The organism is Pseudomonas sp. HP_01 (assembly GCF_055284355.1).
This window is the reverse complement of the sequence record NZ_JBTOPV010000023.1, coordinates 52,915-79,481: the sequence shown is the minus strand read 5'-3', so window position 1 is coordinate 79,481 and position 26,567 is coordinate 52,915. Positions and strand designations below refer to the sequence as shown.

Genomic DNA, 26,567 nt, shown 5'->3' with positions numbered 1-26,567 from the left:
CGATTCGACCCACGCCAACGCGCGGACGAAAAATTTCAGTGCACAGGTGTACATTCATTTCACCCGTGCTGTGACTTTCACTACAACGCAATAGTCTATGAGTAGGCTGCCAGCAGAGGGATGACCCGCTGGCCAGACTGGGTAAGTAACGCCACACCCTGCCGCACAGGATTATCGAGGAGTTCGCATGACCAAACAAAACGCCTTTACCCGGGAAGATCTGCTGCGCTGCAGTCGCGGCGAGCTGTTCGGCCCAGGTAACGCGCAATTGCCCGCCCCCAACATGCTGATGGTTGATCGCATCACCCATATCAGTGAAGAAGGCGGCAAGTTCGGCAAAGGTGAATTGGTCGCCGAACTCGATATCAACCCGGACCTGTGGTTCTTCGCCTGTCACTTCGAAGGTGACCCGGTGATGCCAGGCTGCCTGGGCCTCGATGCCATGTGGCAACTGGTCGGCTTCTTTCTGGGCTGGCAAGGCCTGCCGGGCCGCGGTCGTGCACTGGGCTCGGGCGAAGTGAAATTCTTCGGTCAGGTCCTGCCGACTGCCAAGAAGGTCACCTACAACATTCACATCAAGCGCGTCCTCAAAGGCAAGCTGAACCTGGCGATCGCCGACGGTTCGGTCAGCGTGGACGGCCGTGAAATCTATACCGCTGAAGGCCTGCGTGTCGGCGTCTTCACTTCCACTGAAAATTTCTAAGGGTATTCGCATGCGCCGCGTCGTTATCACTGGTCTGGGCATTGTTTCCTGCTTGGGCAATGACAAAGACACCGTCTCCGCCAACCTGCGTGCAAGTCGCCCTGGCATCCGTTTCAATCCGGAATACGCCGAAATGGGTCTGCGCAGCCAGGTATCGGGCTCCATCGACCTCAACCTTGAAGAGCTGATCGATCGCAAGATCTTCCGCTTTGTGGGCCACGCTGCTGCGTATGCCTACTTGGCGATGAAGGACGCTGTGACCGATTCCGGTCTGACCGAAGAGCAGGTGTCCAACCCGCGTACCGGTCTGATCGCCGGCTCCGGCGGTGCATCGACGCTGAACCAGATGGAAGCGCTGGATATTCTGCGCGAGAAAGGCGTCAAGCGCGTCGGTCCCTACCGCGTGACCCGCACCATGAGCAGCACGGTGTCGGCGTGTCTAGCGACGCCATTCAAAATCAAAGGCCTGAACTACTCCATCGCTTCTGCCTGCGCCACCAGTGCTCACTGCATCGGTACCGCCATGGAACAGATTCAGATGGGCAAGCAGGACATCGTGTTTGCCGGCGGTGGCGAAGAGGAGCACTGGAGCCAGTCGTTCCTGTTCGACGCCATGGGCGCACTGTCCAGCAAGCGCAACGACACCCCGGAACAGGCTTCCCGTGCCTATGATGCTGACCGTGACGGTTTCGTCATCGCCGGTGGCGGCGGCATGGTCGTGGTCGAGGAGCTGGAACACGCTCTGGCCCGTGGCGCGAAGATCTACGCGGAGCTGGTTGGTTACGGCGCGACGTCCGACGGTTACGACATGGTCGCTCCGAGCGGCGAAGGCGCCATCCGCTGCATGCAGCAGGCGCTGTCCACCGTTGATGGCACCATCGACTACCTGAACACCCACGGCACTTCCACTCCAGTCGGCGACGTCAAGGAAATGGAAGGTGTCCGTGAAGTGTTCGGCGACAAGGCCCCTGCGATCAGCTCCACCAAGAGCCTGTCGGGTCACTCCCTGGGCGCCGCCGGCGTTCACGAAGCGATCTACTGCATGCTGATGATGGAAGGCAACTTCATGGCTGGTTCGGCGAACATCGACGAGCTGGACCCAGCCGTCGCCGACATGCCGATCCTGACCAAGACCCGCGAAAACACCGAGCTGAATCTGGTGATGAGCAACAGCTTCGGCTTCGGTGGCACCAACGCCACCCTGGTGATGAAGCGCTGGACTGGCAAGTAATCGAGTCAGTTACAGACAAAGGGCGCCCCTCGGGGCGCCTTTTTTATGGCCAGGTGAAATGCATTGATAGAGCCCAAACCGGCCGCTTCCCGGCTGAAGCCGGTCCCACAACAGCACCGCATGCATTCAGTGGGACCGGCTTTGGCCGGGAAGGCGTCGGATCTCACACCGAGAACGCTGCAACCATTCCGTTCAGGTCGGTCGCCAGCCGCGACAGCTCGTGGCTGGCCGCGCTGGTCTGATTGGCGCCTGCCGAGCTTTGCAGCGAGATGTCGCGGATGTTGGTGAGGTTGCGGTCCACTTCCCGCGCAACCTGCGCCTGTTCCTCCGACGCGCTGGCGATGACCATGTTGCGTTCGGTAATCAGCGTAATGGCCGCGGCGATGTCGTCCAGCGCCACGCCGGCGGACTGCGCCAGCTCCAGGGTCGTCTGCGCTCGACTGTTGCTGCCCTGCATGGCGGCCACGGCCTGATCGGTGCCCTGACGGATGTCGCCCACCAGCTGTTCGATTTCCTGGGTTGACGACTGAGTCCGATGCGCCAAGGCACGCACCTCATCCGCCACCACCGCAAAGCCGCGCCCTGCCTCCCCTGCCCGTGCTGCTTCGATGGCTGCGTTCAACGCCAGCAGATTGGTCTGCTCGGCAACCGAGCGAATCACGTCCAGTACCTTGCTGATGCCATATACCTTCTGCGCCAGGGTCTGCACCTGCTCGCCGGCGTCGGTCACGTCTTCGGCCAGATGGGCAATGGACGCTACGGTCTGCTGGACCTGCTGACGACCATGCTGGGCAATCCGGTCAGATTCCTCGGACGCCTCCGACGTGGCCACCGCGTTGCGCGCCACTTCCTCGACCGCCGCGGTCATCTCGTTGACTGCCGTCGCCGCCTGATCGATCTCCAGGCTCTGCTGATGCAGGCCGCGCGTCGCGTCTTCGGTGACAGTACTGAGCTCTTCCGAGGCCGACGCCAGCTGGTTCGAGGAATCGGCAATGCGCATGATCGTGTTGCGCAAATTCTGTTGCATGGTCTTGAGCGCCTCCAGCAACCGGGCCGGTTCATCGCGTCCCTCCACGACAATCTCGCGGGTGAGATCCCCCGCCGCCACCACCTGAGCAATGCCCAACGCCTGGGCGATCGGTCTGACGATGCTGCGGGTCAATCCCCACGCCAGCAGCAACGTGACCAACGCCGTCAGCAGCATCATGCCCATGACCCAGGCGAACGCACTGGAGAACACCGCCCGCGCCAGATGGCTCGCCTGGACGGCACCGTCCTTATTCAACACCGTCAACTCATTCAGGGCGACGGTCATAGCGTCGGCAAACTGGTTCATTTCACCGTTGACCAGTTGCATCGCATCCTCCACCTGATTGACAGCGGACAGCTCCATGACGCGGCTCTGGCGCTGGAAATAAGCCTGTTGCGAGGCTGCAAACGTGTCGTACAACTCCCGCTCTCGGGGCGAGCTGATCAGTGCAACGTAGCTTTGCTGCTTGGCCTGCAGCCCCGTCTTGAGCTGGTCGAGCTTGGCGGTGTTGTCACGCAGGGCATCCGGGCTGCGGTTGAGCATCAGACGCAGCGTCAGGGTACGAACCCGCATCAGGTCCTGCCCCATACTGCCGAGCTCCATCACGCTGGGCAGCCACTTGTTTTCGACCTGGTCGGACTCCTCACGCATGCTCGACATCTGCAACAATGCGAAGATCCCCAGACCGAACACCAGCAAAGCGAGCACGCCGAAACCGAGTGCGGCCCGGGGTGCGATATTCATATTTCTCACGGTCATAGCTGGTCCCTTCCCAAGACACTGCTCTGAAAAGAACAGTTGCCCGTGATGTCGGCTTACAGATGACGCTCTGTAGGACAATTCCCAACGCACTTCGTAAGAATTCATTACAGAGGTCCTGGCGCAGCCGTCACAGTCAACTGTGCGAGTCATCTATATCCTGTGTGCCATGTCCAGAGAGAGCGCCATCATGCTGACCATCATTCCCCGCGCCGAAGACGTCGAAGGCCAACCGATCCTGCGTCCCCTCCCCGCTGCGAAGTGCCGGAGCGTGGGGCCCTTCGTGTTTTTCGATCACATGCTGGAAACCACCTACGCCCCCGGCACCGGCATGGACATCCGCCAGCACCCGCACATCGGCCTGTCGACGCTGACCTACCTCTTCGAAGGCGAAATTCGACACAAAGACAGCCTCGGCAGCGATCAGCACGTAAGGCCCGGCGAAGTCAGCTGGATGACCGCCGGCAGCGCCATCGCCCACATCGAACGCACGCCCGAAGCCCTCCACGCCAGCGGCTCTCGTCTGCACGGCTTGCAAGTCTGGCTGGCATCGCCCAAATGCCATGAGCAAGGCGAAGGTCATTACAGCCATCACCCCGCCGACACACTGCCGGTTAGCGACGGCATGGGCATTCGTGTCCGCATGATTGCCGGCGAAGGCTTTTGCCTGAAGTCGCCGGTGCCAGTGCTGTCACCCACGCTCTACGCCGAACTGAACCTGCAGACGGCGACGACGCTTTGTGTGCCCGCCGAGCACGAACAGCGGGCGCTGTATGTGATCGAAGGCGACCTGCTACTGGACGGCGAGCCGGTGCAGCCCCGCAGCCTGGTGGTGCTGGATTCAGGCAGCGAGCCGACGCTATGCGCGCAGAGCGAATGCCACGCGGTACTCATCGGCGGCGCGCCCCTTGACGGGCCGAGACGGATGAACTGGAATTTCGTGGCCAGCGATGCGGCGCTGATTGACCAGGCCAGAGCGAAGTGGGCGGCCGGGGACTGGCCGACAGTGCCGGGGGAAGTGGAGCGGATCGAATTGCCGGTGCCGCGAAGATAGTCGCAAGCTCACACACCCTGTATGAGCCGGCTTGCTGGCGAAACCTCTCAGGCGAGGTAACTGCTGACAGTGGAAATCCAAACAAGTCAGCAGTCACCTGCTTCACATGATCAGACGGCGAACACTTCGTCCAGCAGGTTGTGCATCGAGGTAAACGCACGCTTGGAAACGGTCGGGTTGTACATCTGCACGCCCGGGTTGTTGGCGTGCGGGTCTGTGAAGGAATGGAATGCCCCGCCGTAGCTCAGCAGTTGCCAGTCGACGTTGGCGGCGTTCATCTCAACTTCGAACGCCGGCAGTTGCTCCTTCGGCACCAGAGGGTCGGACGCGCCGTGCATCACCAGCACTTTGCCCTTGATGTTGTTGGCGTCAGCCGGGTTCGGCGTGTCGAGCGTGCCATGGAATGACACCGCAGCTTTCAACGGCGCACCGGTGCGCGCCAATTCCAGTGCGCAGCAACCGCCGAAACAGAAGCCAAACGCCGCCAACCGGGACGTGTCAACGGCGGTAATGGTCTGCGCAGTCAATTGATCCAGCGCGGCCTTCATGCGTTTGTTCAACAGCACACGATCGTTCTTCAACGGCATCATGGCAGCCGCGGCTTCATCGCCATTGGTCGGGCGTACGTGCTGGCCATACAGATCCGCCAGCAACACCACATAGCCCTTGGCCGCGACGTCTTTGGCAATCTGCTCGGCGTCTTCGCTGACACCCATCCAGTTAGGCGCCATCACCAGACCCGGTGCGGCCTGACTGCCCTCGCTGAAGGCCAGACGACTCTCGTAGCTCACGCCGTCGATGTCGTACACGACGGACTGCACGGTCACATTGCTCATAGCGAACTCCTGCTGATAAGGATGGAGGGAGATTAAATGACAAAACCCGCCGGAGCGGGTTCTGCCGTGACGCGGATGTTAAACCGAGAGCTCGACCAACAACTTGTTCAAACGGCGCACGTACGCAGCCGGATCTTTCAAGCTGTCGCCGGCCGCCAGCGCAGCCTGGTCGAACAGAATGTGCGACAGATCGCCAAAGCGGTCTTCACTCTGCTCGTTGTCCAGCTTGTCGATCAGCGGGTGCGACGGGTTGAATTCGAAGATCGGCTTGGACTCCGGCACCTTCTGACCGCTCGCTTCGAGGATCTGGCGCATTTGCATGCCCAGGTCCTGCTCGCCAATCGCCAGAATCGCCGGCGAATCGGTCAGGCGGTGGGAAACCCGCACTTCACTGACGGCATCACCCAGCGCGGCTTTCAGGCGCTCGATCAGGCCTTCCTTGTCCTTGGCGACTTCTTCCTGGGCTTTCTTGTCCTCTTCAGAGTCAAGCTTGCCAAGGTCCAGGTCACCGCGTGCCACGTCGACAAAACCCTTGCCGTCGAAGTCGCTGAGGTAGCTCATCAGCCACTCGTCGATGCGGTCGGTCAGCAGCAGCACTTCGATGCCTTTCTTGCGGAAGACTTCGAGGTGCGGGCTGTTCTTGACCTGCGCGTAGCTTTCGCCCGTGAGGAAGTAGATCTTGTCCTGACCTTCCTTGGCGCGCGACAGGTAGTCGGCCAACGAAACGCTCTGCTCGCCGCTGTCGTCGGAAGTCGATGCAAAACGCAGCAGGCCGGCGATTTTCTCTTTGTTGGCGAAGTCTTCGGCCGGGCCTTCTTTCAGCACCTGACCAAAGTTTTTCCAGAAGCCTTTGTATTCTTCCGGCTGGTTTTTCGCCAGCTTCTCCAGCATGTCCAGCACACGCTTGGTCAGCGCGGACTTCATCGAATCGATGATCGGGTCTTTCTGCAGGATTTCGCGGGACACGTTCAGGGACAGGTCGTTGGAATCGACCACGCCCTTGATGAAACGCAGGTACAGCGGCAGGAACGATTCTGCCTGGTCCATGACGAACACGCGCTGCACGTATAGCTTCAGGCCGCGCGGTGCTTCGCGCTGGTACAGGTCGAACGGCGCGCGGGCTGGCACATACAGCAACGAACTGTATTCAAGCTTGCCTTCAACCTTGTTGTGGCTCCAGCTCAGCGGGTTCTCGAAATCGTGAGCGATGTGCTTGTAGAACTCCTGGTATTCCTCGTCCTTGACCTCGGTACGTGGACGGGTCCACAGCGCGCTGGCACGGTTGACCGTTTCCCACTCTTCAACAGGCTCAGCGTCGCCTTCGACCGGCGCCTGTTCTTTCGGCAACTGGATCGGCAGTGCGATATGGTCGGAGTACTTCTTGATGATGTTGCGCAGACGGTAGCCGTCAGCGAACTCGTCTTCTGCGCTCTTGAGGTGCAGCACGATGCGCGTACCGCGATCGGCTTTCTCGATAGTGGCGACTTCGAACTCGCCCTCGCCTTTCGACGACCAGTGCACACCTTCGCTGGCGGCCAGGCCGGCGCGACGGGTGAACACTTCAACCTGGTCGGCAACGATGAAGGCGGAGTAGAAGCCGACACCGAACTGACCGATCAGGTGGGAATCTTTCTTCTGATCACCGGACAGGTTCTTCATGAAGTCGGCGGTGCCGGACTTGGCGATGGTGCCCAGATGAGTGATGACATCTTCGCGGCTCATGCCGATGCCGTTGTCTTCCAAGGTGACGGTCTTGGCGTCCTTGTCGAAGCTGACACGGATCTTCAGCTCGGCGCCGCCTTCCAGCAGCTCAGGCTTGGACAGTGCCTCGAAACGCAGCTTGTCCACCGCGTCGGACGCGTTGGAGATCAGCTCGCGAAGGAAAATTTCCTTGTTCGAGTACAGCGAATGGATCATGAGGTGCAGCAGCTGCTTCACCTCGGTCTGGAAGCCCAGGGTTTCTTTTTGAGTTTCCACACTCATGGTCATCAAACTCCAATCAGTCCACACAAATAGGGGCAGCTGCACGGAACGCCGAGGGCGACTCCGAGCAACGGGTTGTCATCAAGGTGGGGGCTGGGGAGACGATTTCAAGGGACAGGCATGCTGTCGGTGAAGAATCTTCACCCTTGGAAAATCGTGACGCCGCAGATCCGTTGACTGACGACGGCAGATAAACCGACGCACCGACTCTGCTCGGCCGAGTGATTACACCGCTGAGACGCTTATGTATTTATCCCGCCGGAACATGGAACTAACTTTATGACCCAGCGCTCGAAGGCACGTTGATGACCAATAAGGAGAAACACCCCATGCGTAAATCTTTAGCTATTGCCCTGATGCTTTCTGCCACTCTGGGCCTCGCCGCCTGTGACAAAAAATCCGAAGATAAACAGCAAGATGCAAACAAGGCTGCCGAGCAGTCGCAAGAATCGATGCAGAAAGCGCAAGACAAAGTGAACGACGCTGCCAAAGAAAGTCAGGAAGCCGCTCAAAAGAACGCTGAAGCCGCTCAAGAGCGCGCTAAAGAAGCGAACCAGGCAGCACCTGCAACTAAGCAGTAAGTTTTCAGAGTTTCAAAAAACAAAGCCCGCATTTAGCGGGCTTTGTTTTGTCTGCTGGAAATGGTCGGCGCATTGATATCAATGCCGCGCCGACCTCCACCGTCAGGCCAGCGCTTCGCTGCGCTTGCCCAGCATGCGATCCACCACGAACGCGACGAACAGCGTGATCAACGACGGCATCAGCCAGGCCAGGCCTTGCTCGCTCAATGGCAGATGAGCCAGCGCATCCGGCAGGTACACACCCAGCGCAGACCCCTTCACCGCATCCACCGCACCGATCAGGAACGCGACCAGCATGACCGGTGCGACGATCCGCCCTTGCTCGTGCCAGAAATCCTTGCAGAAGCTCAACGCCACCAGCGCAATGCACGGCGGGTAGATGGCGGTCAGCACCGGAATCGAGAACTGGATCAGCTTGGTCAGCCCCAGGTTGGACACCAGCAGGGAAAATACTGCCAGCAGAATCACCAGCGTCTTGTAGGACAGCGGCAGCACACGGCTGAAGTATTCAGCGCAGGCGCAGGTCAGACCGACCGCCGTCACCAGACAGGCCAGCGAGATCAGCACGGCGAGGAAGCTGCTGCCCAGGGTGCCGAAGGTGTGCTGGACGTAGGCATGCAACACGGCGGCGCCATTGGTTGCACCGGCAGCGATGGCGTGGCTGTCGGAGCCCAGGCGGAACAGGCTGATGTAGACCAGCGCCAGACCGACACCGGCGATCAGGCCGGCGATGATGGCGTAGCGGGTGATCAACCGAGGCGACTCGACACCGCGCGAGCGAATCGCGTTGACGATGACGATGCCGAAGACCAGCGCGCCCAGGGTGTCCATGGTCAGGTAGCCGTTGATGAATCCCTGGGAGAACGGCGCGGCGACGTAGGCAGGTTCCGCGATACCCACCTCTCCCGCTGGCAGAACAAACGCGGCGATGCCGAGGATGGCCAGGGCGATGATCTTCAGCGGCGCGAGGAAACGGCCCACGGTGTCGAGCAGTCGACCCGGATAAAGGGAGATCCAGAACACCAGCACGAAATAAACCAGGCTGTAGAGAAACAGCGCGAGCGGGCTTTCACCCGTCAGCGGCGCCAGGCCGACTTCGAACGACACAGTCGCCGTGCGGGGGGTGGCGAACAACGGCCCTACGGACAGGTAGCAGACGGCGGCGAGAATAGTCCCGGCGACCTTGCCGATCGGGCTGCTCAACGCGTCCATCGCGCCGCCGACCTTGGCCAGGGCGATGACAGTCACCACCGGAAGGCCGACTGCCGTGACCAGAAAGCCCAGGGCGGCCATCCATACGTTGGGGCCGGCCTGAAGACCTACGATCGGGGGGAAGATGATATTGCCAGCGCCCACGAACAGCGCAAACGTCATGAAACCCAGTGCCAGAATGTCCTGGCCTTTCAACACTTTCATTAAGGAAACCACACTGCTGAATCGGAATTAAGAAGAGGATTTCCCTGAGGGTGGGGGAAATGCTGCCCGCCCTTTTAAGACAGACCCTGAGCGCGCCGCCGCTCCTTGTGGGAGCCGACTGCACAAAACGGCGGCTAGCCTACCCTATTTGGCGCACCGATACAGGGCGGTGCGACCGCTGAGTGCACGTTCATGTCGCATATCAGAAATGTCTTACAGGATCAGGGCCGTCACGCCGGCGCAAATCGAAACGCCAGAAAACACAAAAGCCACCCGAAGGTGGCTTTTGTTGATCAGGCAGTGAGACGAGGGCGATTAAGCCTTCTTCACTTCCCAACCGGTCAGCTCAGCCAAGGCTTTGCCGATGTCTGCCAGCGAACGCACGGTTTTGACGCCTGCGTCCTGCAGTGCAGCGAATTTCTCGTCTGCAGTGCCTTTGCCGCCAGAGATGATCGCGCCCGCATGGCCCATGCGCTTGCCCGGAGGAGCAGTCACACCCGCGATGTAGGAAACGACTGGCTTGGTCACGTGTGCCTTGATGTAGGCAGCCGCTTCTTCTTCAGCCGAACCGCCGATCTCACCGATCATGACGATCGCTTCGGTCTTAGGGTCTTCCTGGAACAGCTTCAGGATGTCGATGAAGTTCGAACCCGGGATCGGGTCACCACCGATGCCGACGCAAGTCGACTGGCCGAAACCGGCGTCAGTGGTCTGCTTCACAGCTTCGTAAGTCAGGGTGCCGGAACGCGACACGATACCGACTTTGCCTGGCAAGTGAATGTGACCTGGCATGATGCCGATCTTGCACTCGCCCGGGGTGATGACGCCTGGGCAGTTAGGGCCGATCAGGACCACACCCAGTTCGTCGCACTTGACCTTGGCTTCGAGCATGTCGATGGTCGGGATGCCTTCGGTGATGCAGACGATCAGCTTGATGCCGCCGAACGCTGCTTCAAGGATGGAATCCTTGCAGAACGGAGCCGGAACGTAGATGACCGAAGCGGTTGCGCCGGTTTTCTCTACAGCTTCGGACACAGTGTTGAACACTGGCAGGTTCAGGTGCGTGGTGCCGCCCTTGCCTGGAGTTACGCCGCCAACCATTTTGGTGCCGTAGGCAATGGCTTGCTCGGAGTGGAAGGTACCCTGGGAGCCGGTGAAGCCCTGGCAGATAACTTTGGTGTCTTTATTGATCAGGACGCTCATTATTTGCCCTCCGCAGCTTTGACGACTTGTTGAGCAGCGTCGGTCAGGCTGGTAGCTGCGATGATGTTCAAGCCGCTTTCTGCCAGTACTTTAGCGCCCAGCTCAGCGTTGTTGCCTTCAAGGCGAACAACCACCGGGATTTTCACGCCGACTTCTTTCACGGCGCCAATGATGCCTTCGGCAATCATGTCGCAACGAACGATGCCGCCGAAGATGTTGACCAGTACTGCAGCGACGTTGGTGTCGGACAGGATGATCTTGAACGCTTCGGTAACGCGTTCCTTGGTTGCGCCGCCGCCTACGTCGAGGAAGTTGGCTGGCTTGCCGCCGTGCAGGTTGACGATGTCCATGGTGCCCATGGCCAGACCGGCACCGTTGACCATGCAGCCAATGTTGCCTTCCAGTGCCACGTAGTTCAGTTCGAACTTGGCAGCGTGGGCTTCACGTGGGTCATCTTGCGATGGGTCGTGGAAAGCCTTCAGCTTTGGCTGACGGTACATGGCGTTGGCGTCGATGTTGATCTTGGCGTCGAGGCAGTGCAGATCGCCGTCAGCCTTGATGACCAGCGGGTTCACTTCCAGCAGCGCCAGGTCGTGGTCCTGGAACAGCTTGGCCAGACCGGTGAAGATCTTGGCGAACTGAGTGACCTGCTTGCCTTCCAGACCCAGCTGGAATGCCAGATCGCGACCCTGGAATGGCTGAGCGCCAACCAGTGGATCGATGGTCGCTTTGAGAATCTTCTCAGGCGTGTCGTGAGCGATTTTCTCGATGTCCACGCCACCTTCGGTGGAAGCCATGAACACGATACGACGGCTCGAACGGTCGACTACAGCGCCCAGGTACAGCTCTTTGGCGATGTCAGTGCACGATTCAACCAGGATCTTGGTGACTGGCTGACCGTTGGCATCAGTCTGGTAAGTAACCAGACGCTTGCCCAGCCACTGTTGAGCGAACGCAGCGGCGTCTTCCTTGCTGCGAACCAGCTTGACGCCGCCGGCTTTACCGCGACCGCCTGCGTGAACCTGGGCTTTGACGACCCACTCGGTTCCGCCGATCTTGTCGCACGCTTCTGCTGCTGCTTCCGGGGTGTCTACTGCATAGCCCTTGGATACTGGCAGGCCGTATTCAGCGAACAGCTGCTTACCCTGATACTCGTGAAGATTCATGCTTATTACCGTCTTCGTTAGGTACTGCGCATTCGGTGCTGCTCGTCAAAGCGTGCCGCACCACCTGTGACCGCTTCTCCCGGAGAACGCAGATCAGGCATCAGCCTGCCCTGCGCTGCCGGGAGTTCGAGTCCAACGGACCTTCCGCGGTAAGCCCTGCGAGCAGGGCCTACGACGGGCGGACCGTCGTGGTTATCTTTAGCGTTTTTTCTTGTTCTGGATGTGGATGGCGCCGCCATTCACAGCCAGTGCCGCTTCGTGCAGCGCTTCGGACAGCGTCGGGTGGGAGAAGACCATCATGCCGATGTCTTCGGCACTGGTGCCGAACTCCATACCGATCGCGCCCTGCTGTACCAGCTCTGCAGCGCCAGGACCAATGACGTGTACACCCAGTACACGGTCGGTCTTGGCATCAGCGATGACCTTGACGAAACCGCCGGTGTCATTCGCTGCCATTGCACGGCCGCTGGCCGCGAACGGGAACTGACCGACGTTGACTTCAACGCCTTCAGCCTTGAGCGTCTGCTCGGTCTTGCCGACCCAGGCGATTTCCGGGTGGGTGTAGATGACCGACGGGATCAGGTCGTAGTTCATCTGGGTCTTGTGACCCTTGATGCGCTCGACAACCATGATGCCTTCTTCGGACGCTTTGTGCGCCAGCATCAGACCACGAACCACGTCACCGATCGCGTACACGCCAGGAACGCTGGTCTCGCACTGCTCGTTGACGAAGATGAAACCGCGCTCGTCGATGTCGACGCCGCTATCGGCAGCCAGCAGCTCGGTGGTCACCGGGCGACGGCCAACGGCCACGATCACGCGGTCGAACGTGATGTTCTGCTCGCCGTCCTTGTCGGTGTAGGTGACGACCACTTCGTCGCCATTGACCTTGGAACCGGTCACGCGAGCGCCTAGCTTGATGTCCAGACCCTGCTTGTTGAAGGTCTTCTGCGCTTCTTTGGCAACAGCTTCGTCAGCGGCAGGCAGGAATTTCTCCAGCGCTTCCAGGACCGTCACTTTGGCACCCAGACGAGCCCAGACCGAACCCAGTTCCAGACCGATAACACCGGCGCCGATGACGCACAGGCGCTCAGGCACAGCCGGGAATTCCAGGGCGCCGGTCGAATCGACGATGGTGACCTGATTGACCGGAGCCGGCGGAATGTCGATCGGACGCGAACCGGATGCCAGAATGATGTTCTCGGCTTCGATCACTTCGGTGGTGCCGTCAGGCTTGGTCAGCTCGACTTTCTTGCCTGCCAGCAGTTTGCCGTGGCCTTGCAGGGAAGTGACGCCGTTGGCCTTGAACAGGCTGGCAACGCCGCCGGTCAGGCCTTTGACGATCTGTGCCTTGCGACCAATCATGGCAGCAATGTCCATTTTCAGATCGCTGAGGGAGATACCGTGAACGCCGAACTGGTTCTTGGCTTCGTAGAATTTCCAGGAGCTGTCCAGCAGCGCCTTGGAAGGGATGCAGCCCACGTTCAGACAGGTACCGCCGAGGGCCAGCTTGCCCTCTTTATCCTGGTACTTCTCGATGCAGGCAGTCGTGAGACCGAGTTGCGCGGCCTTGATAGCGGCTACGTAGCCGCCAGGGCCAGCGCCAATCACTACCACGTCGAATTTCTGGGACATAGAAAAGAGTTCCTCTTTAGCTGCGAGCTTTAAGCCACAAGCTGCAAGCTGATCCGTGATGCTTTACAGACGAGTTGCAGCCTGTTCATTAGGATGTTGCGACGACCCAAGCGTTGGCGCCAGGCTGCTGTAACTTGCAGCTTGGCGCTTGCGGCTTGCAGCTGTCCTTGAATCAGATGTCCAGCAACAGACGCGCCGGGTCTTCCAGCAGGTTCTTGATGGTCACCAGGAACGTCACGGCTTCTTTACCGTCGATCAGGCGGTGATCGTAGGACAGCGCCAGATACATCATCGGACGGATGACGACCTGACCGTTGATCGCCATGGGACGCTGCAGAATGTTGTGCATGCCCAGGATAGCCGCTTGCGGCGGGTTGACGATCGGGGTCGACATCATCGAACCGAAAGTACCACCGTTGGTGATGGTGAAGGTACCGCCAGTCATCTCGTCGATGGACAGTTTGCCGTCACGGGCTTTCTTGCCGAAGGTGGCGATGCCGCCTTCGATTTCAGCCAGGCTCATCTGCTCGGCGTTGCGCAGCACCGGAACCACCAGACCGCGATCGCTCGACACGGCAACGCCGACGTCGGCATAACCGTGATAAACGATGTCGGTGCCGTCGATCGACGCGTTGACCGCCGGGTAGCGTTTAAGCGCTTCGGTCGCGGCCTTGACGAAGAACGACATGAAGCCCAGGCGTACGCCGTTGTGGGACTTCTCGAACAGGTCCTTGTACTTCGAACGCAGAGCCATGACTTCGGTCATGTCGACTTCGTTGAAGGTGGTCAGCATCGCCATGTTCGATTGAGCTTCAACCAGACGCTCTGCCACCTTGGCGCGCAGACGGGTCATCGGAACACGCTTCTCGGTGCGGTCGCCAGCGGCAGCAACAGGAGCAGCGGCTGCAGCAGCAGGCTTGGCGGCAGGTGCAGCGGCCGGAGCGGACTTCTTCGCTTCGATGGCAGCAACAACGTCTTCCTTGGTCACGCGGCCGTCTTTGCCTGTGCCTTTGACGCTGGACAGGTTGATGCCGTTTTCTTCCGCAAGCTTGCGGGCAGCCGGAGCGCCGATGGCGTCTTCGTCACCGGAAGCAGCGGCAGGTGCAGCGCCAGCCTGGGCCGGCGCAGCAGCCGGAGCCGATGCAGCAGCGGCTGGAGCGGCAGCAGATGGAGCGGCAGCAGCGCCGCCCTCTTCAATCGAGCCCAGCAGCTGGTTCGACAGGACGGTAGCGCCCTCTTCGGCAACGATTGCGCCGAGCACGCCGTCAGCTTCGGCCAATACTTCCAGCACGACCTTGTCGGTTTCGATATCGACGATCAGGTCGTCACGCTTGACGGCGTCGCCCGGTTTCTTGTGCCAGGTGGCAACGGTGCCGTCGGCAACGGATTCCGGGAAAGAGGGGGCTTTGATCTCAATAGCCATTATCTGTAATTCCTTTAATTCGGTTTCTAGTGCGCGATGGCGTTAAACGGAGAACGCGTCTTTCAGCAGTTTTTCCTGCTGTTCGGCGTGCATCGAAGCGTATCCACAAGCGGGAGCAGCTGAAGCATCACGGCCGGCGTACTCGAGAACGAGGTTGCGGTTGTGATTGCCGATGCTGCGGCGCAGGTGGTGCTGACTGCTGTACCAGGCGCCCTGGTTCATCGGCTCTTCCTGACACCAGACCACATTGGTCAGGTTGGTGTAAGACGCGATAGCGTCCATCAGGTCGTCTTCCGGGAACGGGTAGAGCTGCTCGAGACGCACGATGGCGATGTCTTCGCGGCCTTCGGCACGGCGTTTTTCCAGCAGGTCGTAGTAGACCTTGCCGCTGCACAGCACCAGACGCGTCACTTTCGCGGCATCGAGGGTGTCGATTTCCGGGATGACAGTCTGGAACGATCCATGGGCCAGATCTTCCAGGGTCGACACGGCCAGCTTGTGGCGCAGCAACGACTTCGGCGTCAACACGATCAGCGGCTTGCGCAGCGGACGGATCACCTGACGGCGCAGCAGATGGTAGATCTGGGCCGGGGTGGTCGGTACGCAGACCTGAATATTGTGCTCGGCGCACAACTGCAGGTAACGCTCAAGACGTGCCGATGAGTGCTCCGGGCCCTGCCCTTCGTAGCCATGGGGCAGCAGCATGGTCAGACCGCACAGACGGCCCCACTTGTGCTCGCCGCTGGTGATGAACTGGTCGATCACGACCTGTGCACCGTTGGCAAAGTCACCGAACTGGGCTTCCCAGATCACCAGCGCATTCGGCTGAGTGGTCGAGTAACCGTATTCGAACGCCAGCACAGCTTCTTCCGACAGGAACGAGTCGTACAGGTCAAAACGAGGCTGACCGGCATACAGGTTCTGCAGAGGCACGTAGGTCGCGCCGTCTTTCTGGTTGTGCAGCACGGCGTGGCGGTGCGAGAACGTACCGCGACCGACATCCTGCCCGGTGATGCGCACCTGATGGCCTTCGAACGCCAGCGTGGCGTAGGCCATGGTTTCGGCGTAGCCCCAGTTGATCGGAAGCCCACCGACTTGCATCTTCTGGCGGTCTTCGTAGATTTTCTGGACCTGACGCTGAACCACGAAACCTTCCGGCACTTCCATCAGCTTGGCTGACAGTTCCTGCAGGGTCTTGAGGTCGAAACTGGTGTCGTGACGTGCGGTCCACGCGTGACCCAGATACGGACGCCAATCCACGAACAATTCCTTGTTCGGCTCTTTGACCAGGCTTTTAACAACGTGCATGCCGTTGTCCAGCGCGTTGCGGTACTCGTCGACCTTGGCCTGAGCGGCTTCGGCGTTGAGGATGCCGGCGGTGGCCAGCGCATCGGCGTACAGCTCACGGGTGGTGCGCTGTTTGGCGATCTGCTGGTACATCAGCGGCTGGGTGCCACTTGGCTCGTCGGCTTCGTTATGGCCGCGACGGCGGTAGCAGACAAGATCGATGACCACGTCACGCTTGAACTGCATGCGGTAGTCGATCGCCAACTGGGTCACGAACAACACGGCTTCCGGATCATCGCCATTCACATGGAGGATCGGTGCCTGAATCATCTTCGCAACGTCGGTCGCATACTCGGTGGAACGCGAGTCTTCCTGCTTGCTGATGGTGAAGCCGACCTGGTTGTTGATCACGATGTGGATCGTGCCGCCCGTTTTGAAGCCACGGGTCTGCGACATCTGGAAGGTTTCCAGCACAACGCCCTGACCGGCGAACGCCGCGTCACCGTGAATCGAGATCGGCAGCACTTTCTCGCCAGTGACGTCGTTACGACGGTCCTGACGGGCACGCACCGAGCCTTCGACCACAGGGGAAACGATTTCCAGGTGGGACGGGTTGAACGCCATCGCCAGGTGGACTTCGCCGCCGGTGGTCATCACGTTGGACGAGAAGCCCTGGTGATACTTGACGTCACCGGAGCCCAGCTCGACCTTCTTCTTGCCTTCGAACTCGTCGAACAGGTCGCGCGGGTTCTTGCCGAAGGTGTTGACCAGCACGTTGAGACGGCCACGGTGGGCCATGCCGATGACAACTTCCTTGGTACCGTAGGACCCGGAGCGCTGAATCAGCTCGTCGAGCATCGGGATCAGGCTTTCGCCGCCTTCCAGACCGAAACGCTTGGTGCCCGGATATTTGGTGCCCAGGTACTTTTCCAGACCCTCGCCCGCGGTCACACGCTCGAGCAGATGGCTCTTGATGTCGGCGGAATAGGCTGGACGACCACGCACGCTTTCGAGGCGCTGCATGAACCAGTTGCGCTGGTTGGAATCGACGATGTGCGTGAACTCGGCGCCGATGGTGCGGCAATATGTCTGCTGCAACGCTTCGACGATTTCGCGTAGGCTCGCTTCTTCCTTGCCGATGAACAGGTCGCCGGCACGGAATGTGGTGTCGAGGTCAGCGTTGGTCAAACCGTAATGGTTGATCGACAGGTCAGCTGGCGCAGTACGCTTCCACAGACCCAGAGGATCGAGTTGCGCACCCTGATGGCCGCGCATACGGAATGCCTGGATAAGTCGCAGCACTTCAACTTGCTTCTTTTCATGCTCGCTGCTCACGCTGCCGGCAGAGACCGGTTGGGCGCGGCGCTGGTTTTTCCCCAGCAACACAAAATGATCGCGAACCGTAGAGTGCGATACATCGGTGGCAGTGCTGCCGTCAGCCGGCAACGTCTGAAAATAGGTGCGCCACTCTTCTGGCACAGCGTTAGGGTCGTGCAGGTAGAGCTCATAGAGCTCTTCCACATAGGCAGCGTTACCACCGGAAAGGTGGGCGCTGTTCCACATGCGCTGCATCACGCTTTCTTGCATGCTTGGTCACCCTCGATTAGGGGACACCATCGGCGTCGATGCCAGCGCAAACTTGAAAAGTCCATGTGCAGCGACTTCAAGTCACTAGGGATCACGCAGATAGTCCGGGTACCAGCCCGGATGCCCCTGCTGGTTTCATTTCTTCAAAATAAGAGCTGAAGCCATACGACAACTGCTCAGGTTAAAACTACGGCGCCGGTTGAAGCCTGCGCCGCAGCGTCTACGGGTGCTGCATTAGCGGGTGCTGCGGTGTTACAGGTGCGGCAAACTCAGACACCGCTCTTGAGCAGCATGTTGCGCACGTGACCAATGGCCTTGGTTGGGTTCAGGCCTTTCGGGCAAACGTTGACGCAGTTCATGATGCCGCGGCAGCGGAACACACTGAACGGATCGTCCATCGACGCCAGACGCTCTTGCGTTCTGGTGTCGCGGCTGTCCGCCAGGAAACGGTAGGCTTGCAGGATCGCCGCAGGACCCAGGAACTTGTCCGGGTTCCACCAGAAGGACGGGCAGGACGTCGAGCAGCAAGCGCACAGAATGCACTCGTACAGGCCGTCGAGTTTTTCCCGCTCTTCCGGAGACTGCAGGCGCTCGATGGACGGAGCCGGCGTATCGTTCTGCAGGAATGGCTTCACCTTCTCGTACTGCTTGTAGAAGATGCTCATGTCGACGGCGAGGTCACGGATGACCGGCAGACCAGGCAGTGGGCGAACCACCAGCTTGTTGCCCTTGATCACAGCCGACAGCGGCGTAATGCAGGCCAGACCATTCTTGCCGTTGATGTTCATGCCGTCGGAACCGCACACGCCTTCGCGGCACGAACGACGGTACGAGAAGCCTTCGTCCTGCTCTTTGACCAGAGCCAGGACGTCCAGCACCATCAGGTCTTTGCCACCGGTGTCGACCTGGAAATCCTGCATGAACGGCGCGGCGTCCTGATCAGGGTTGTAGCGATAAACACTGACTTGCAACATGGCGGTCACCCTTAATAAGTCCGAATCTTAGGTTCAAAAGTCGGAACAGTTTTCGGCGAGAAGTTCACGGCACGCTTGGCTACGCTCTTGTCACCCGGGAAGTAAAGGGTGTGGCACAGCCAGTTCTCGTCGTCGCGATCTTCGAAGTCTTCACGGGCGTGGGCGCCACGGGACTCCTTGCGATGCTCTGCGGCGATCGCCGTTGCTTCAGCGACTTCCAGCAGGTTCTGCAGCTCCAGCGCTTCGATCCGGGCAGTGTTGAACGCCTGGCTCTTGTCGTTGATCTTGACATTGGAAATACGCGTGCGCAGGTCAGCCAGCTGGGCAATACCCTTCTGCATGTATTCGCCGGTACGGAACACACCGAAGTAGTTCTGCATGCAGCTCTGCAGCTCTTTGCGCAGGGTAGCGACGTCTTCGCCCTCGGTACGCGAGTTCAGGCCATTGAGGCGAGCGAGCGCGACGTCGATGTCGGTCTCGGAAGCGCGACGGTAGTCGACGCCTTCGTTGAGCGCCTGCTCCAGGTGCAAACCGGCGGCCCGACCGAACACCACCAGATCGAGCAGCGAGTTGCCGCCCAGACGGTTGGCACCGTGAACCGATACACACGCCACTTCACCGACCGCGAACAGGCCCGGGATGATGGTGTCGACGCCGGCGGCGTCCTGGGTGATTGCCTGACCATGAATATTGGTGGCAACGCCGCCCATCATGTAGTGGCAGGTCGGTACGACAGGGATTGGCGCAACGGCCGGATCGACGTGTGCGAAGGTCTTGGACAGCTCCATGATCCCTGGCAGACGGCTGTGCAGCACTTCTTCACCGAGGTGATCGAGCTTGAGCATCACGTGGTCGCCGTCGGGACCGCAACCGTTGCCGGCAATGATCTCTTTAACCATCGAACGAGCCACTACGTCACGACCGGCGAGGTCCTTGGCGTTTGGTGCATAGCGTTCCATGAAACGCTCGCCGTGCTTGTTGATCAGGTAACCGCCTTCACCACGGCAGCCTTCGGTGACCAGTACACCTGCGCCGGCGATGCCGGTCGGGTGGAACTGCCACATTTCGATATCCTGAACCGGGACACCGGCACGCAACGCCATGCCGATGCCGTCGCCGGTGTTGATCAGGGCATTGGTGGTGGAGGAATAGATGCGGCCGGCACCGCCGGTGGCCAGTACAGTCGCGTCGGCGCGAATGTAGGAGGTTTCACCGGTTTCGATGCAGATGGCGATGATGCCGACGAACACGCCGTCCTGGTTCTTGACCAGATCAACTGCGTAGTACTCGTTGAGGAATACGGTGCCGGCTTTCAGGTTGGCCTGATACAGCGTGTGCAGCAGCGCGTGACCGGTACGGTCGGCAGCAGCACAGGTACGTGCAGCCTGACCGCCCTTGCCGAAGTCTTTCGACTGGCCGCCGAACGGACGCTGATAGATGCGGCCCTGCTCGGTACGGGAGAACGGCAAGCCCATGTGCTCGAGTTCGAACACGGCTTCCGGGCCTACGGAACACATGTATTCGATAGCGTCCTGGTCACCGATATAGTCGGAGCCCTTGACGGTGTCGTACATGTGCCAGCGCCAGTCATCGTTCGGATCGGCCGAAGCGATTGCGCAGGTGATGCCACCCTGGGCGGAAACGGTGTGGGAGCGAGTCGGGAATACCTTGGTGACGACAGCGGTCTTGTGGCCGCCCTGAGCCAGTTGCAATGCGGCACGCATGCCCGCACCGCCGCCGCCAATGATAATGGCGTCGAATGAAAGCGTATTAATGTTAGCCATGGATCAGATACCCCAAAGAATCTGCACACCCCAGACGAAGTAAGCGAACATCGCAATGCCGCACACCGCCTGGAACAGGAAACGCACCACTGTCGCGGACTTGCCCAGCGCCATCGGCGTCAGGTAGTCGGTCGCGATGGTCCACATGCCGACCCAGGTGTGAGCCGCCAGGGCCACAAGGGCCAACAGACTGAAGATGCGCATTGCGTTATGGGAGAACAGCGCATGCCACGTGGCGTATTCGAGGCCAGGGTGCGCGACCAGGTACCCGATCAGGAAAATGAAATAAGCCGCGAGTACGACGGCGGAGACGCGTTGCGCCATCCAGTCATACAGGCCCGAACGAGAAAGGTTGGTGACGTTGGTTACCATATCCACACTCCTGCCAGAACGATCACCACCAGAGACACGGCAATCACGATTTTAGAGCCCAGCTTGCCGCCTTCCAGCGTCTCGCCAATGCCCGAGTCCATGATGAGATGACGGACGCCCGCCACCAGGTGATACAGCAGTGCGGACAGAAGAGCCCAGATCACGAACTTGGCCAGCGGACTGGTCAGTCCCGCTTTCACCGACGCGAAGCCTTCCTCGGAGTCGAGCGACAGGTCCAATGCATAAAGCATGATGGCAATGCCGACGAAGAGGATGACACCGGAAATACGGTGAAGGATGGACGTGTAAGCAGTGATTGGGAGTTTGATGGTCCTTAGGTCTAGGTTTACAGGTCGTTGGCTTTTCACGGCTTTTTTTCACACTGAAGAGCCCTAACACTCAGGGCAAGTTGTTGGGAAGTGTACTGGTCAGGTACCCACTACCCAGGAAGTGACCAACCCCGTTGAATCGGGCCTGAAAGCCCCTGGCGGTCGGACGCCGAGTATAGACAGTTAGCCAACTAATGACAACGCGCAGACCCTGTGCCAAGGGTGGATTGCTTTAGCCCGATAATTGGCGTAAATGGCCCGTAATTTCGACGAAAACCATGGGTTAAAGCCTTCTGCCACAAGACTTTTGGCAAATTGACTTTAGAATTTATCTCACTATAGTGATGCGGGCCCTGCGTGGGGGGTCTGTCTGATGATTTGAAGCATAATTAGGAGGCCACATGGCTGATAAAAAAGCGCAGTTGATCATCGAGGGCGCAGCCCCCGTCGAGCTGCCCATTCTGACCGGCACCGTTGGTCCCGATGTTATCGACGTACGCGGCCTGACTGCCACCGGACGCTTCACATTCGACCCAGGCTTCATGTCTACCGCCTCATGCGAATCGAAGATCACCTATATCGACGGTGACAACGGCATTCTCCTGCATCGCGGCTACCCGATCGAACAGTTGGCCGAGCAATCGGACTACCTGGAAACCTGCTACCTGCTGCTCAACGGCGAACTGCCAACCGCCGAGCAAAAAGCCGAATTCGTCGTCACCGTGAAGAATCACACCATGGTGCACGAGCAACTGAAGACCTTCTTCAACGGTTTCCGTCGCGATGCCCACCCGATGGCCGTCATGTGCGGTGTGGTCGGCGCCCTTTCGGCGTTCTACCACGATTCCCTGGACATCAATAATCCGCAGCACCGGGAAATCTCCGCAATCCGCCTGGTCGCCAAGATGCCGACCCTGGCCGCAATGGTTTACAAGTACTCCATGGGTCAACCCATGATGTACCCGCGCAACGACCTCAGCTACGCGGAAAACTTCCTCCACATGATGTTCAACACGCCGTGCGAAATCAAACCGATCAGCCCGACGCTGGCCAAGGCCATGGACCGGATCTTCATCCTTCACGCCGACCACGAACAGAACGCCTCGACGTCCACCGTGCGCATGGCGGGCTCCTCGGGCGCCAACCCGTTTGCCTGTATCGCCGCCGGTATCGCCGCACTCTGGGGCCCTGCCCACGGTGGCGCGAACGAAGCTGTGCTGACCATGCTTGATGAGATCGGCGATGTGTCCAACATCGACACCTACATCGCCAAGGCCAAGGACAAGAACGATCCGTTCAAGCTGATGGGCTTCGGTCACCGGGTTTACAAGAACCGCGACCCGCGCGCCACCGTGATGAAGCAGACCTGCGACGAAGTCCTGCGCGAGCTGGGCATCACCAACGACCCGCAGCTCGAACTGGCCATGCGTCTCGAAGAGATCGCCCTGACCGACCCGTACTTCATCGAACGCTCGCTGTACCCGAACGTCGACTTCTACTCGGGCATCATCCTCAAGGCGATCGGCATCCCGACCAGTATGTTCACCGTGATCTTCGCCTTGGCGCGAACCGTCGGCTGGATTTCCCACTGGAAAGAAATGCTGTCGAGCCCTTACAAGATCGGCCGTCCGCGCCAGCTGTACACCGGCGAAGTGTCACGGGACATCGTTCCGCTGGCCGAGCGCAAGTAACTCGGTAGCACCGACGAAGACACAAAAAAGGCTGCCCTCGGGCAGCCTTTTTTGTGGTTGGCTGTGGCTCGCAAGCGAACCCGTCAGTTCTTCTCGGCACGCTCCTTGAGCGCCTTGAGCGTGTTGAACGGCGCGTCCACCACGAACTTGTTCGCCAGCCAGGACGGAACGCTGCCGCCAGGCTCGGTATGCACCTGGTAGGTGACCTCGGTCAGGTTGTCGCCCTTGGGTACGAATTTCCAGAACCCCTCGACCTGGGCCACCCGCACAAAGCCCTTCTCTTCCGGAATGTACTTTGGATCACCTTCCAGCTCACGGGTCACGCTGCCGTCGGCGCCCTCCACCGTGGTCACTTTCAGCACCGAATCCCTGGGCGTCACCGGCCACGGCGTATTGAACTGGGAGTAGGTCCAGGTCTTGTCGCCCTCGTGCTTGAGGATCTTCTGCAGCTTGCACTCGTGAATCCAGGCACAAGCGCTGACCACGTCTTCCTGCAAGGCACGGAGCTTGCCGATGCCCGCCTTGATGGTGGTCACACCCTGATAGGCCTTGTACTGGGAACCTGGAAATTCGCTGAGTGAGACCTTGATCCCCTCCTCGTTCTTCGCGACTTTCCACTCCTCAGCCTGTGCTGAAGCTGCCACCCATACAGTCAGCCCCAATCCGAAAGCAATGCGGTACAGCGAACTCATACGTTGTTCCTTATTGTTGAAGTTCAGTCGTGCCAAGGCCGCGATTCACGCGACCGATGTCATCTTTTCCCACCAGCCAATCAGACGGATCGCCTCCTCGGGATCGTTGCCACACACCTCAGGCTCAGCCGCGAACTGGCCGCACACCGCCGGCCTCCCCGGCTGCCCGAAAATACCGCAGAGCATGTCCAGCGAGAGGTGCAGGCAGCGCACCCCTGCGGGCTTGCCGTCGGGCATGCCGGGAATCGGTGAGGTAATGGACGGCGCTATGCAGCACGCGCCGCAGCCTGGACGGCATTCCATGAAGAGAACCTGTGTGTCATTGAGAACGATGGCCGGATCTTACGCGCTAAAACACACGTTTGAAAATCGGACGTTTTTGCACTGCCCGGCCAACATTACTGTTTGAATTTGAAATCCAAGGCAGCGCCTTCCACTTCCTTGCGCGCCTCATTGCGCAATTGCAAATCCATTTCATTGCTCAGCAAACGGCCATGCATCTGGAAATCAGGGTCGGCGTTCGCGTCGGGAAACATTTTCGGCAGGAGCGGCTTGGCACCGGAGGACTGGGCCTTGGTCTTCGACGCGGAGGTTATGACGTTAGCTGGCGGGGTCAGTTGCTTGACCATCTCGGGCGGCAGGCTCAGGTCAAGGGGCACCTTGTTCAGGCGCGTTTCCTTGACCACTTGAGACGCTGACTTGCTCTTGCTGGCAACGGGCGCCCGCCGAGCGACTTCGGCATTATCCGCTTTAACCTTGGCGGATTTGGCATTGGTGCCCGAGGGCTTGGCGTCAGCCGCTGTAACGTCAGTGACGTTTCTCGGCGCTACAACCGACGCCTTGCCCGACGCGACAACGGGCACGGTCGTGATATTCGGCGCGAGGGAATGGACCGCTGGCGCGTCCGCAACAGGCTTGTCCGCTGACGCAGGCGCAGACTCAGGTGCTGGCTCAGACCCAACGACGGACTTGGCAGCCTCTGGCAGTGCGTCGGAACGCGCGGCAGGCGCCGAAGCGGTGGCTTTCGCCGGCGGAGCGGGCGCTTTCTCGGCATCACAGCCGCTCAGCAACACCAACAACATCACACTTATACAACGCAGTGATTTCATAGTCTGAACGGCAGTAAGTAAGACAGGGGCCATATGCTGGCCCTTTGCACGGCGGCTGACAAGCTGTCCTGTCCGCCTCCCCCGTTTGTATGGAAAGCGGGTAACTCTACGAGTTCACCAGGATTGCCCGGCATCCTGGCATAACTGTTTAGCCAGCATGCCCACCGTCATCAACGCCCTTTCCGCTTCACGGTTCCACGGCAGCCCGCAATTCAGGCGAATGCAGTGATTGAACTGCTCCGTGTTACTGAAAATCAGGCCCGGCGCAATGCTGATGCCCTGCTCCAGGGCGCGCACGTGCAACTCCTGAGTGTTCACCCGTCCTGGCAGACTGATCCATAGAATGAATCCGCCCGCAGGCCGGCTGATCTGGGTGCCTTCGGGGAACATCTGCTGCACCGCCAGCTGAAACGCGCTCAGATTCTTGCGGTGCTCCTGACGGATAAAGCGTAAGTGCCTGTCATATCCGCCATTTTCAAGGTAGGACGCTACCGCCATCTGCGTCACGCTGCACGCCGAGTGGGTCGTGAAGGTTTGCAGGCGCTGGATTTCCGCCTGGTACTTGCCGGCGATCATCCAGCCAATCCGCACCCCCGGCGACAGGGTCTTGGAGAAGCTGGAGCAGTAGATGACATGGCCCAACCGGTCGAAGGCCTTCAACGCCTTGGTCTTGTTCTGGTCGTACATCAACTCGCCGTAGATGTCGTCTTCCACGATTTGAATATCAAAGTCCGAGGCCAGGCGCAGCAGGTGTTTCTGCCGCTCTTCCGGCATGGTGCTGCCCAAAGGATTGCTCAGCCGCGACGTCATCACCAGCGCCTTGATCGACCACTGGTTGGCCGCCAGTTGCAGCGCTTCCAGGCTGATCCCGGTATTGGGATCGCTGGGGATCTCAATCACTTTCAGGCCAAGCAGATCAGCCAGTTGCAGCAGGCCGTAATAGGTCGGGGATTCTGCAGCGATCAGGTCGCCCGGACTGGTCAGCACCCGCAGCGACATCTGCAGCGCATCGACGCAGCCATGGGTGATCACCACCTCCGAGGGGTCGATCACCACGCCAGCGTCACGCATGCGAATGGCCACCTGACGACGCAGCGGCTCGAAGCCTGGGCTGAACATGTAATTGAACGCGCGAGGGCTCTGAAAGCGGGTGACCTTGGCCAGTTGCTGATGCAACGCGCGCAGGGGCAGGTAATCGATATGCGGCACCGCAGCGCCGAACGCGAACACCCCTTCCCGTCGGGCTTCGACCAGCACCTGTTGAATGATGCTGGCGCGGGTGACCAGGCCGGGGCGCTCCACCCGGGCGATATCGGGGGTCGCCGCCGTGAGGGCCGGAGTTTGATGCACGTAGTACCCGGACTGCGGCCGCGCGCGGATCAAACCCTGGTCTTCAAGGTTGGCGTAGGCCTGCAGGACGGTGGCATGACTGACGTTGAGCTGGGAGCTCATCTTGCGCACGGAGGGCACGCGCTCGCCTGGCTGATACACGCCCCGGCGAATGTCTTCGGCCAGCTGTTGGGCGATGCGTTGGTACAGCAACAGACTGGTCATTTCGCGTCCCTCGATCCCGTGCTTTGATCATGCGTGCGGCGATCAGAGAAGCAGGATCACCGGAACAGTTCGGAAGTGTACGGTGACAGTTCCTGTTCCGGCTAGAGGGGTCGGTGTTTGAATAGCGGGATTGACAGCTTGGTTAGTTGCCGTAAGAGCCGGCTGGCT

At 59.8% G+C, this 26,567-nt stretch carries 21 protein-coding genes and 2 pseudogenes; 5 read left to right on the top strand and 18 right to left on the bottom strand.

What is annotated here, in order from left to right; genetic code table 11:
- Positions 1–187 precede the first annotated feature (187 nt).
- Both fabA and fabB read left to right on the top strand, forming a co-directional pair.
- On the top strand, positions 188–703 hold the full coding sequence (fabA, locus tag ACYAR8_RS14010; RefSeq protein ID WP_074884946.1) for a 3-hydroxyacyl-[acyl-carrier-protein] dehydratase FabA: 516 nt from the start codon (positions 188–190) through the stop codon (positions 701–703).
- Positions 704–713: 10 nt separating this feature from the next.
- Complete coding sequence (fabB, locus tag ACYAR8_RS14005) at positions 714–1,934, top strand: beta-ketoacyl-ACP synthase I (protein WP_074884949.1); 1,221 nt, start codon at positions 714–716, stop codon at positions 1,932–1,934.
- Between the two features lie 163 nt (positions 1,935–2,097).
- Here fabB and ACYAR8_RS14000 read toward each other — a convergent pair.
- A pseudogene (locus ACYAR8_RS14000) lies at positions 2,098–2,697 on the bottom strand (methyl-accepting chemotaxis protein); the annotation flags it as partial.
- A gap of 258 nt (positions 2,698–2,955) precedes the next feature.
- Positions 2,956–3,708: pseudogene (locus ACYAR8_RS13995) on the bottom strand (MCP four helix bundle domain-containing protein); the annotation flags it as partial.
- A 205-nt stretch (positions 3,709–3,913) separates the two neighbouring features.
- On the opposite strand from ACYAR8_RS13995, the gene ACYAR8_RS13990 reads away from it, so the two are divergent.
- A complete protein-coding gene (locus ACYAR8_RS13990; RefSeq protein WP_463580195.1) occupies positions 3,914–4,777 on the top strand; it encodes a pirin family protein in 864 nt (287 codons plus the stop codon).
- Positions 4,778–4,887: 110 nt separating this feature from the next.
- On the opposite strand, the gene ACYAR8_RS13985 is transcribed toward ACYAR8_RS13990, so the two are convergent.
- Positions 4,888–5,613 carry a dienelactone hydrolase family protein gene (locus ACYAR8_RS13985; protein ID WP_463580194.1) on the bottom strand — a complete coding sequence of 242 codons (726 nt, stop codon included), beginning with the start codon at positions 5,611–5,613 and terminating at the stop codon, positions 4,888–4,890.
- Positions 5,614–5,691: 78 nt separating this feature from the next.
- Positions 5,692–7,596 (bottom strand): molecular chaperone HtpG, encoded by a 1,905-nt coding sequence (htpG, locus tag ACYAR8_RS13980; protein WP_463580193.1) that lies wholly within the window; start codon positions 7,594–7,596, stop codon positions 5,692–5,694.
- Between the two features lie 329 nt (positions 7,597–7,925).
- Here htpG and ACYAR8_RS13975 point away from each other — a divergent pair, with 329 nt between their 5' ends.
- Complete coding sequence (locus ACYAR8_RS13975; RefSeq protein WP_065986299.1) at positions 7,926–8,177, top strand: hypothetical protein; 252 nt, start codon at positions 7,926–7,928, stop codon at positions 8,175–8,177.
- Positions 8,178–8,279: 102 nt separating this feature from the next.
- Here ACYAR8_RS13975 and brnQ read toward each other — a convergent pair whose 3' ends face one another.
- The 10 genes from brnQ to sdhC form a co-directional block, all read right to left on the bottom strand.
- Positions 8,280–9,593: a branched-chain amino acid transport system II carrier protein gene (gene brnQ, locus ACYAR8_RS13970; protein WP_463580192.1), complete on the bottom strand. Its 1,314-nt coding sequence runs from the start codon at positions 9,591–9,593 to the stop codon at positions 8,280–8,282.
- Positions 9,594–9,908: 315 nt separating this feature from the next.
- Positions 9,909–10,796 carry a succinate--CoA ligase subunit alpha gene (gene sucD, locus ACYAR8_RS13965; RefSeq protein WP_037009399.1) on the bottom strand — a complete coding sequence of 296 codons (888 nt, stop codon included), beginning with the start codon at positions 10,794–10,796 and terminating at the stop codon, positions 9,909–9,911.
- The gene (gene sucC / locus ACYAR8_RS13960) at positions 10,796–11,962 is read right to left on the bottom strand and encodes an ADP-forming succinate--CoA ligase subunit beta (protein WP_004882574.1); all 1,167 of its coding nucleotides are present in this window, start codon (positions 11,960–11,962) and stop codon (positions 10,796–10,798) included. Before sucC ends, sucD begins: the two co-directional genes overlap by 1 nt.
- 198 nt (positions 11,963–12,160) lie before the next feature.
- Complete coding sequence (gene lpdA / locus ACYAR8_RS13955) at positions 12,161–13,597, bottom strand: dihydrolipoyl dehydrogenase (protein ID WP_065986297.1); 1,437 nt, start codon at positions 13,595–13,597, stop codon at positions 12,161–12,163.
- A 172-nt stretch (positions 13,598–13,769) separates the two neighbouring features.
- Positions 13,770–15,020 (bottom strand): 2-oxoglutarate dehydrogenase complex dihydrolipoyllysine-residue succinyltransferase, encoded by a 1,251-nt coding sequence (odhB, locus tag ACYAR8_RS13950; protein WP_074884966.1) that lies wholly within the window; start codon positions 15,018–15,020, stop codon positions 13,770–13,772.
- A gap of 42 nt (positions 15,021–15,062) precedes the next feature.
- Entirely contained in the window at positions 15,063–17,894 is a 2,832-nt protein-coding gene (locus ACYAR8_RS13945) for a 2-oxoglutarate dehydrogenase E1 component (RefSeq protein WP_074884969.1), read from the bottom strand.
- Positions 17,895–18,163: 269 nt separating this feature from the next.
- A complete protein-coding gene (locus tag ACYAR8_RS13940; protein ID WP_074884973.1) occupies positions 18,164–18,868 on the bottom strand; it encodes a succinate dehydrogenase iron-sulfur subunit in 705 nt (234 codons plus the stop codon).
- 11 nt (positions 18,869–18,879) lie between these two features.
- Positions 18,880–20,652: a succinate dehydrogenase flavoprotein subunit gene (gene sdhA, locus ACYAR8_RS13935; protein ID WP_074884975.1), complete on the bottom strand. Its 1,773-nt coding sequence runs from the start codon at positions 20,650–20,652 to the stop codon at positions 18,880–18,882.
- Positions 20,653–20,655: 3 nt separating this feature from the next.
- Positions 20,656–21,024 (bottom strand): succinate dehydrogenase, hydrophobic membrane anchor protein, encoded by a 369-nt coding sequence (gene sdhD / locus ACYAR8_RS13930; RefSeq protein WP_074884978.1) that lies wholly within the window; start codon positions 21,022–21,024, stop codon positions 20,656–20,658.
- Entirely contained in the window at positions 21,018–21,392 is a 375-nt protein-coding gene (gene sdhC / locus ACYAR8_RS13925; protein ID WP_074884980.1) for a succinate dehydrogenase, cytochrome b556 subunit, read from the bottom strand. Before sdhC ends, sdhD begins: the two co-directional genes overlap by 7 nt.
- A gap of 362 nt (positions 21,393–21,754) precedes the next feature.
- Between sdhC and gltA the strand changes: the two genes are divergently transcribed.
- Complete coding sequence (gltA, locus tag ACYAR8_RS13920) at positions 21,755–23,044, top strand: citrate synthase (protein ID WP_037009384.1); 1,290 nt, start codon at positions 21,755–21,757, stop codon at positions 23,042–23,044.
- 83 nt (positions 23,045–23,127) lie between these two features.
- Here the strand turns inward: gltA and ACYAR8_RS13915 are convergent, their stop codons facing one another.
- From ACYAR8_RS13915 to ACYAR8_RS13900, 4 genes are all read right to left on the bottom strand, one after another.
- A complete protein-coding gene (locus ACYAR8_RS13915; RefSeq protein ID WP_074884983.1) occupies positions 23,128–23,736 on the bottom strand; it encodes an START domain-containing protein in 609 nt (202 codons plus the stop codon).
- Between the two features lie 45 nt (positions 23,737–23,781).
- Positions 23,782–24,039, bottom strand: a complete 258-nt coding sequence (locus tag ACYAR8_RS13910; RefSeq protein ID WP_074884986.1) for a YkgJ family cysteine cluster protein — start codon at positions 24,037–24,039, stop codon at positions 23,782–23,784.
- A gap of 95 nt (positions 24,040–24,134) precedes the next feature.
- The gene (locus ACYAR8_RS13905) at positions 24,135–24,818 is read right to left on the bottom strand and encodes a translation initiation factor 2 (RefSeq protein ID WP_463580191.1); all 684 of its coding nucleotides are present in this window, start codon (positions 24,816–24,818) and stop codon (positions 24,135–24,137) included.
- A 141-nt stretch (positions 24,819–24,959) separates the two neighbouring features.
- Positions 24,960–26,399 carry an aminotransferase-like domain-containing protein gene (locus ACYAR8_RS13900; RefSeq protein WP_074884992.1) on the bottom strand — a complete coding sequence of 480 codons (1,440 nt, stop codon included), beginning with the start codon at positions 26,397–26,399 and terminating at the stop codon, positions 24,960–24,962.
- Between the last annotated feature and the right edge of the window lie 168 nt (positions 26,400–26,567).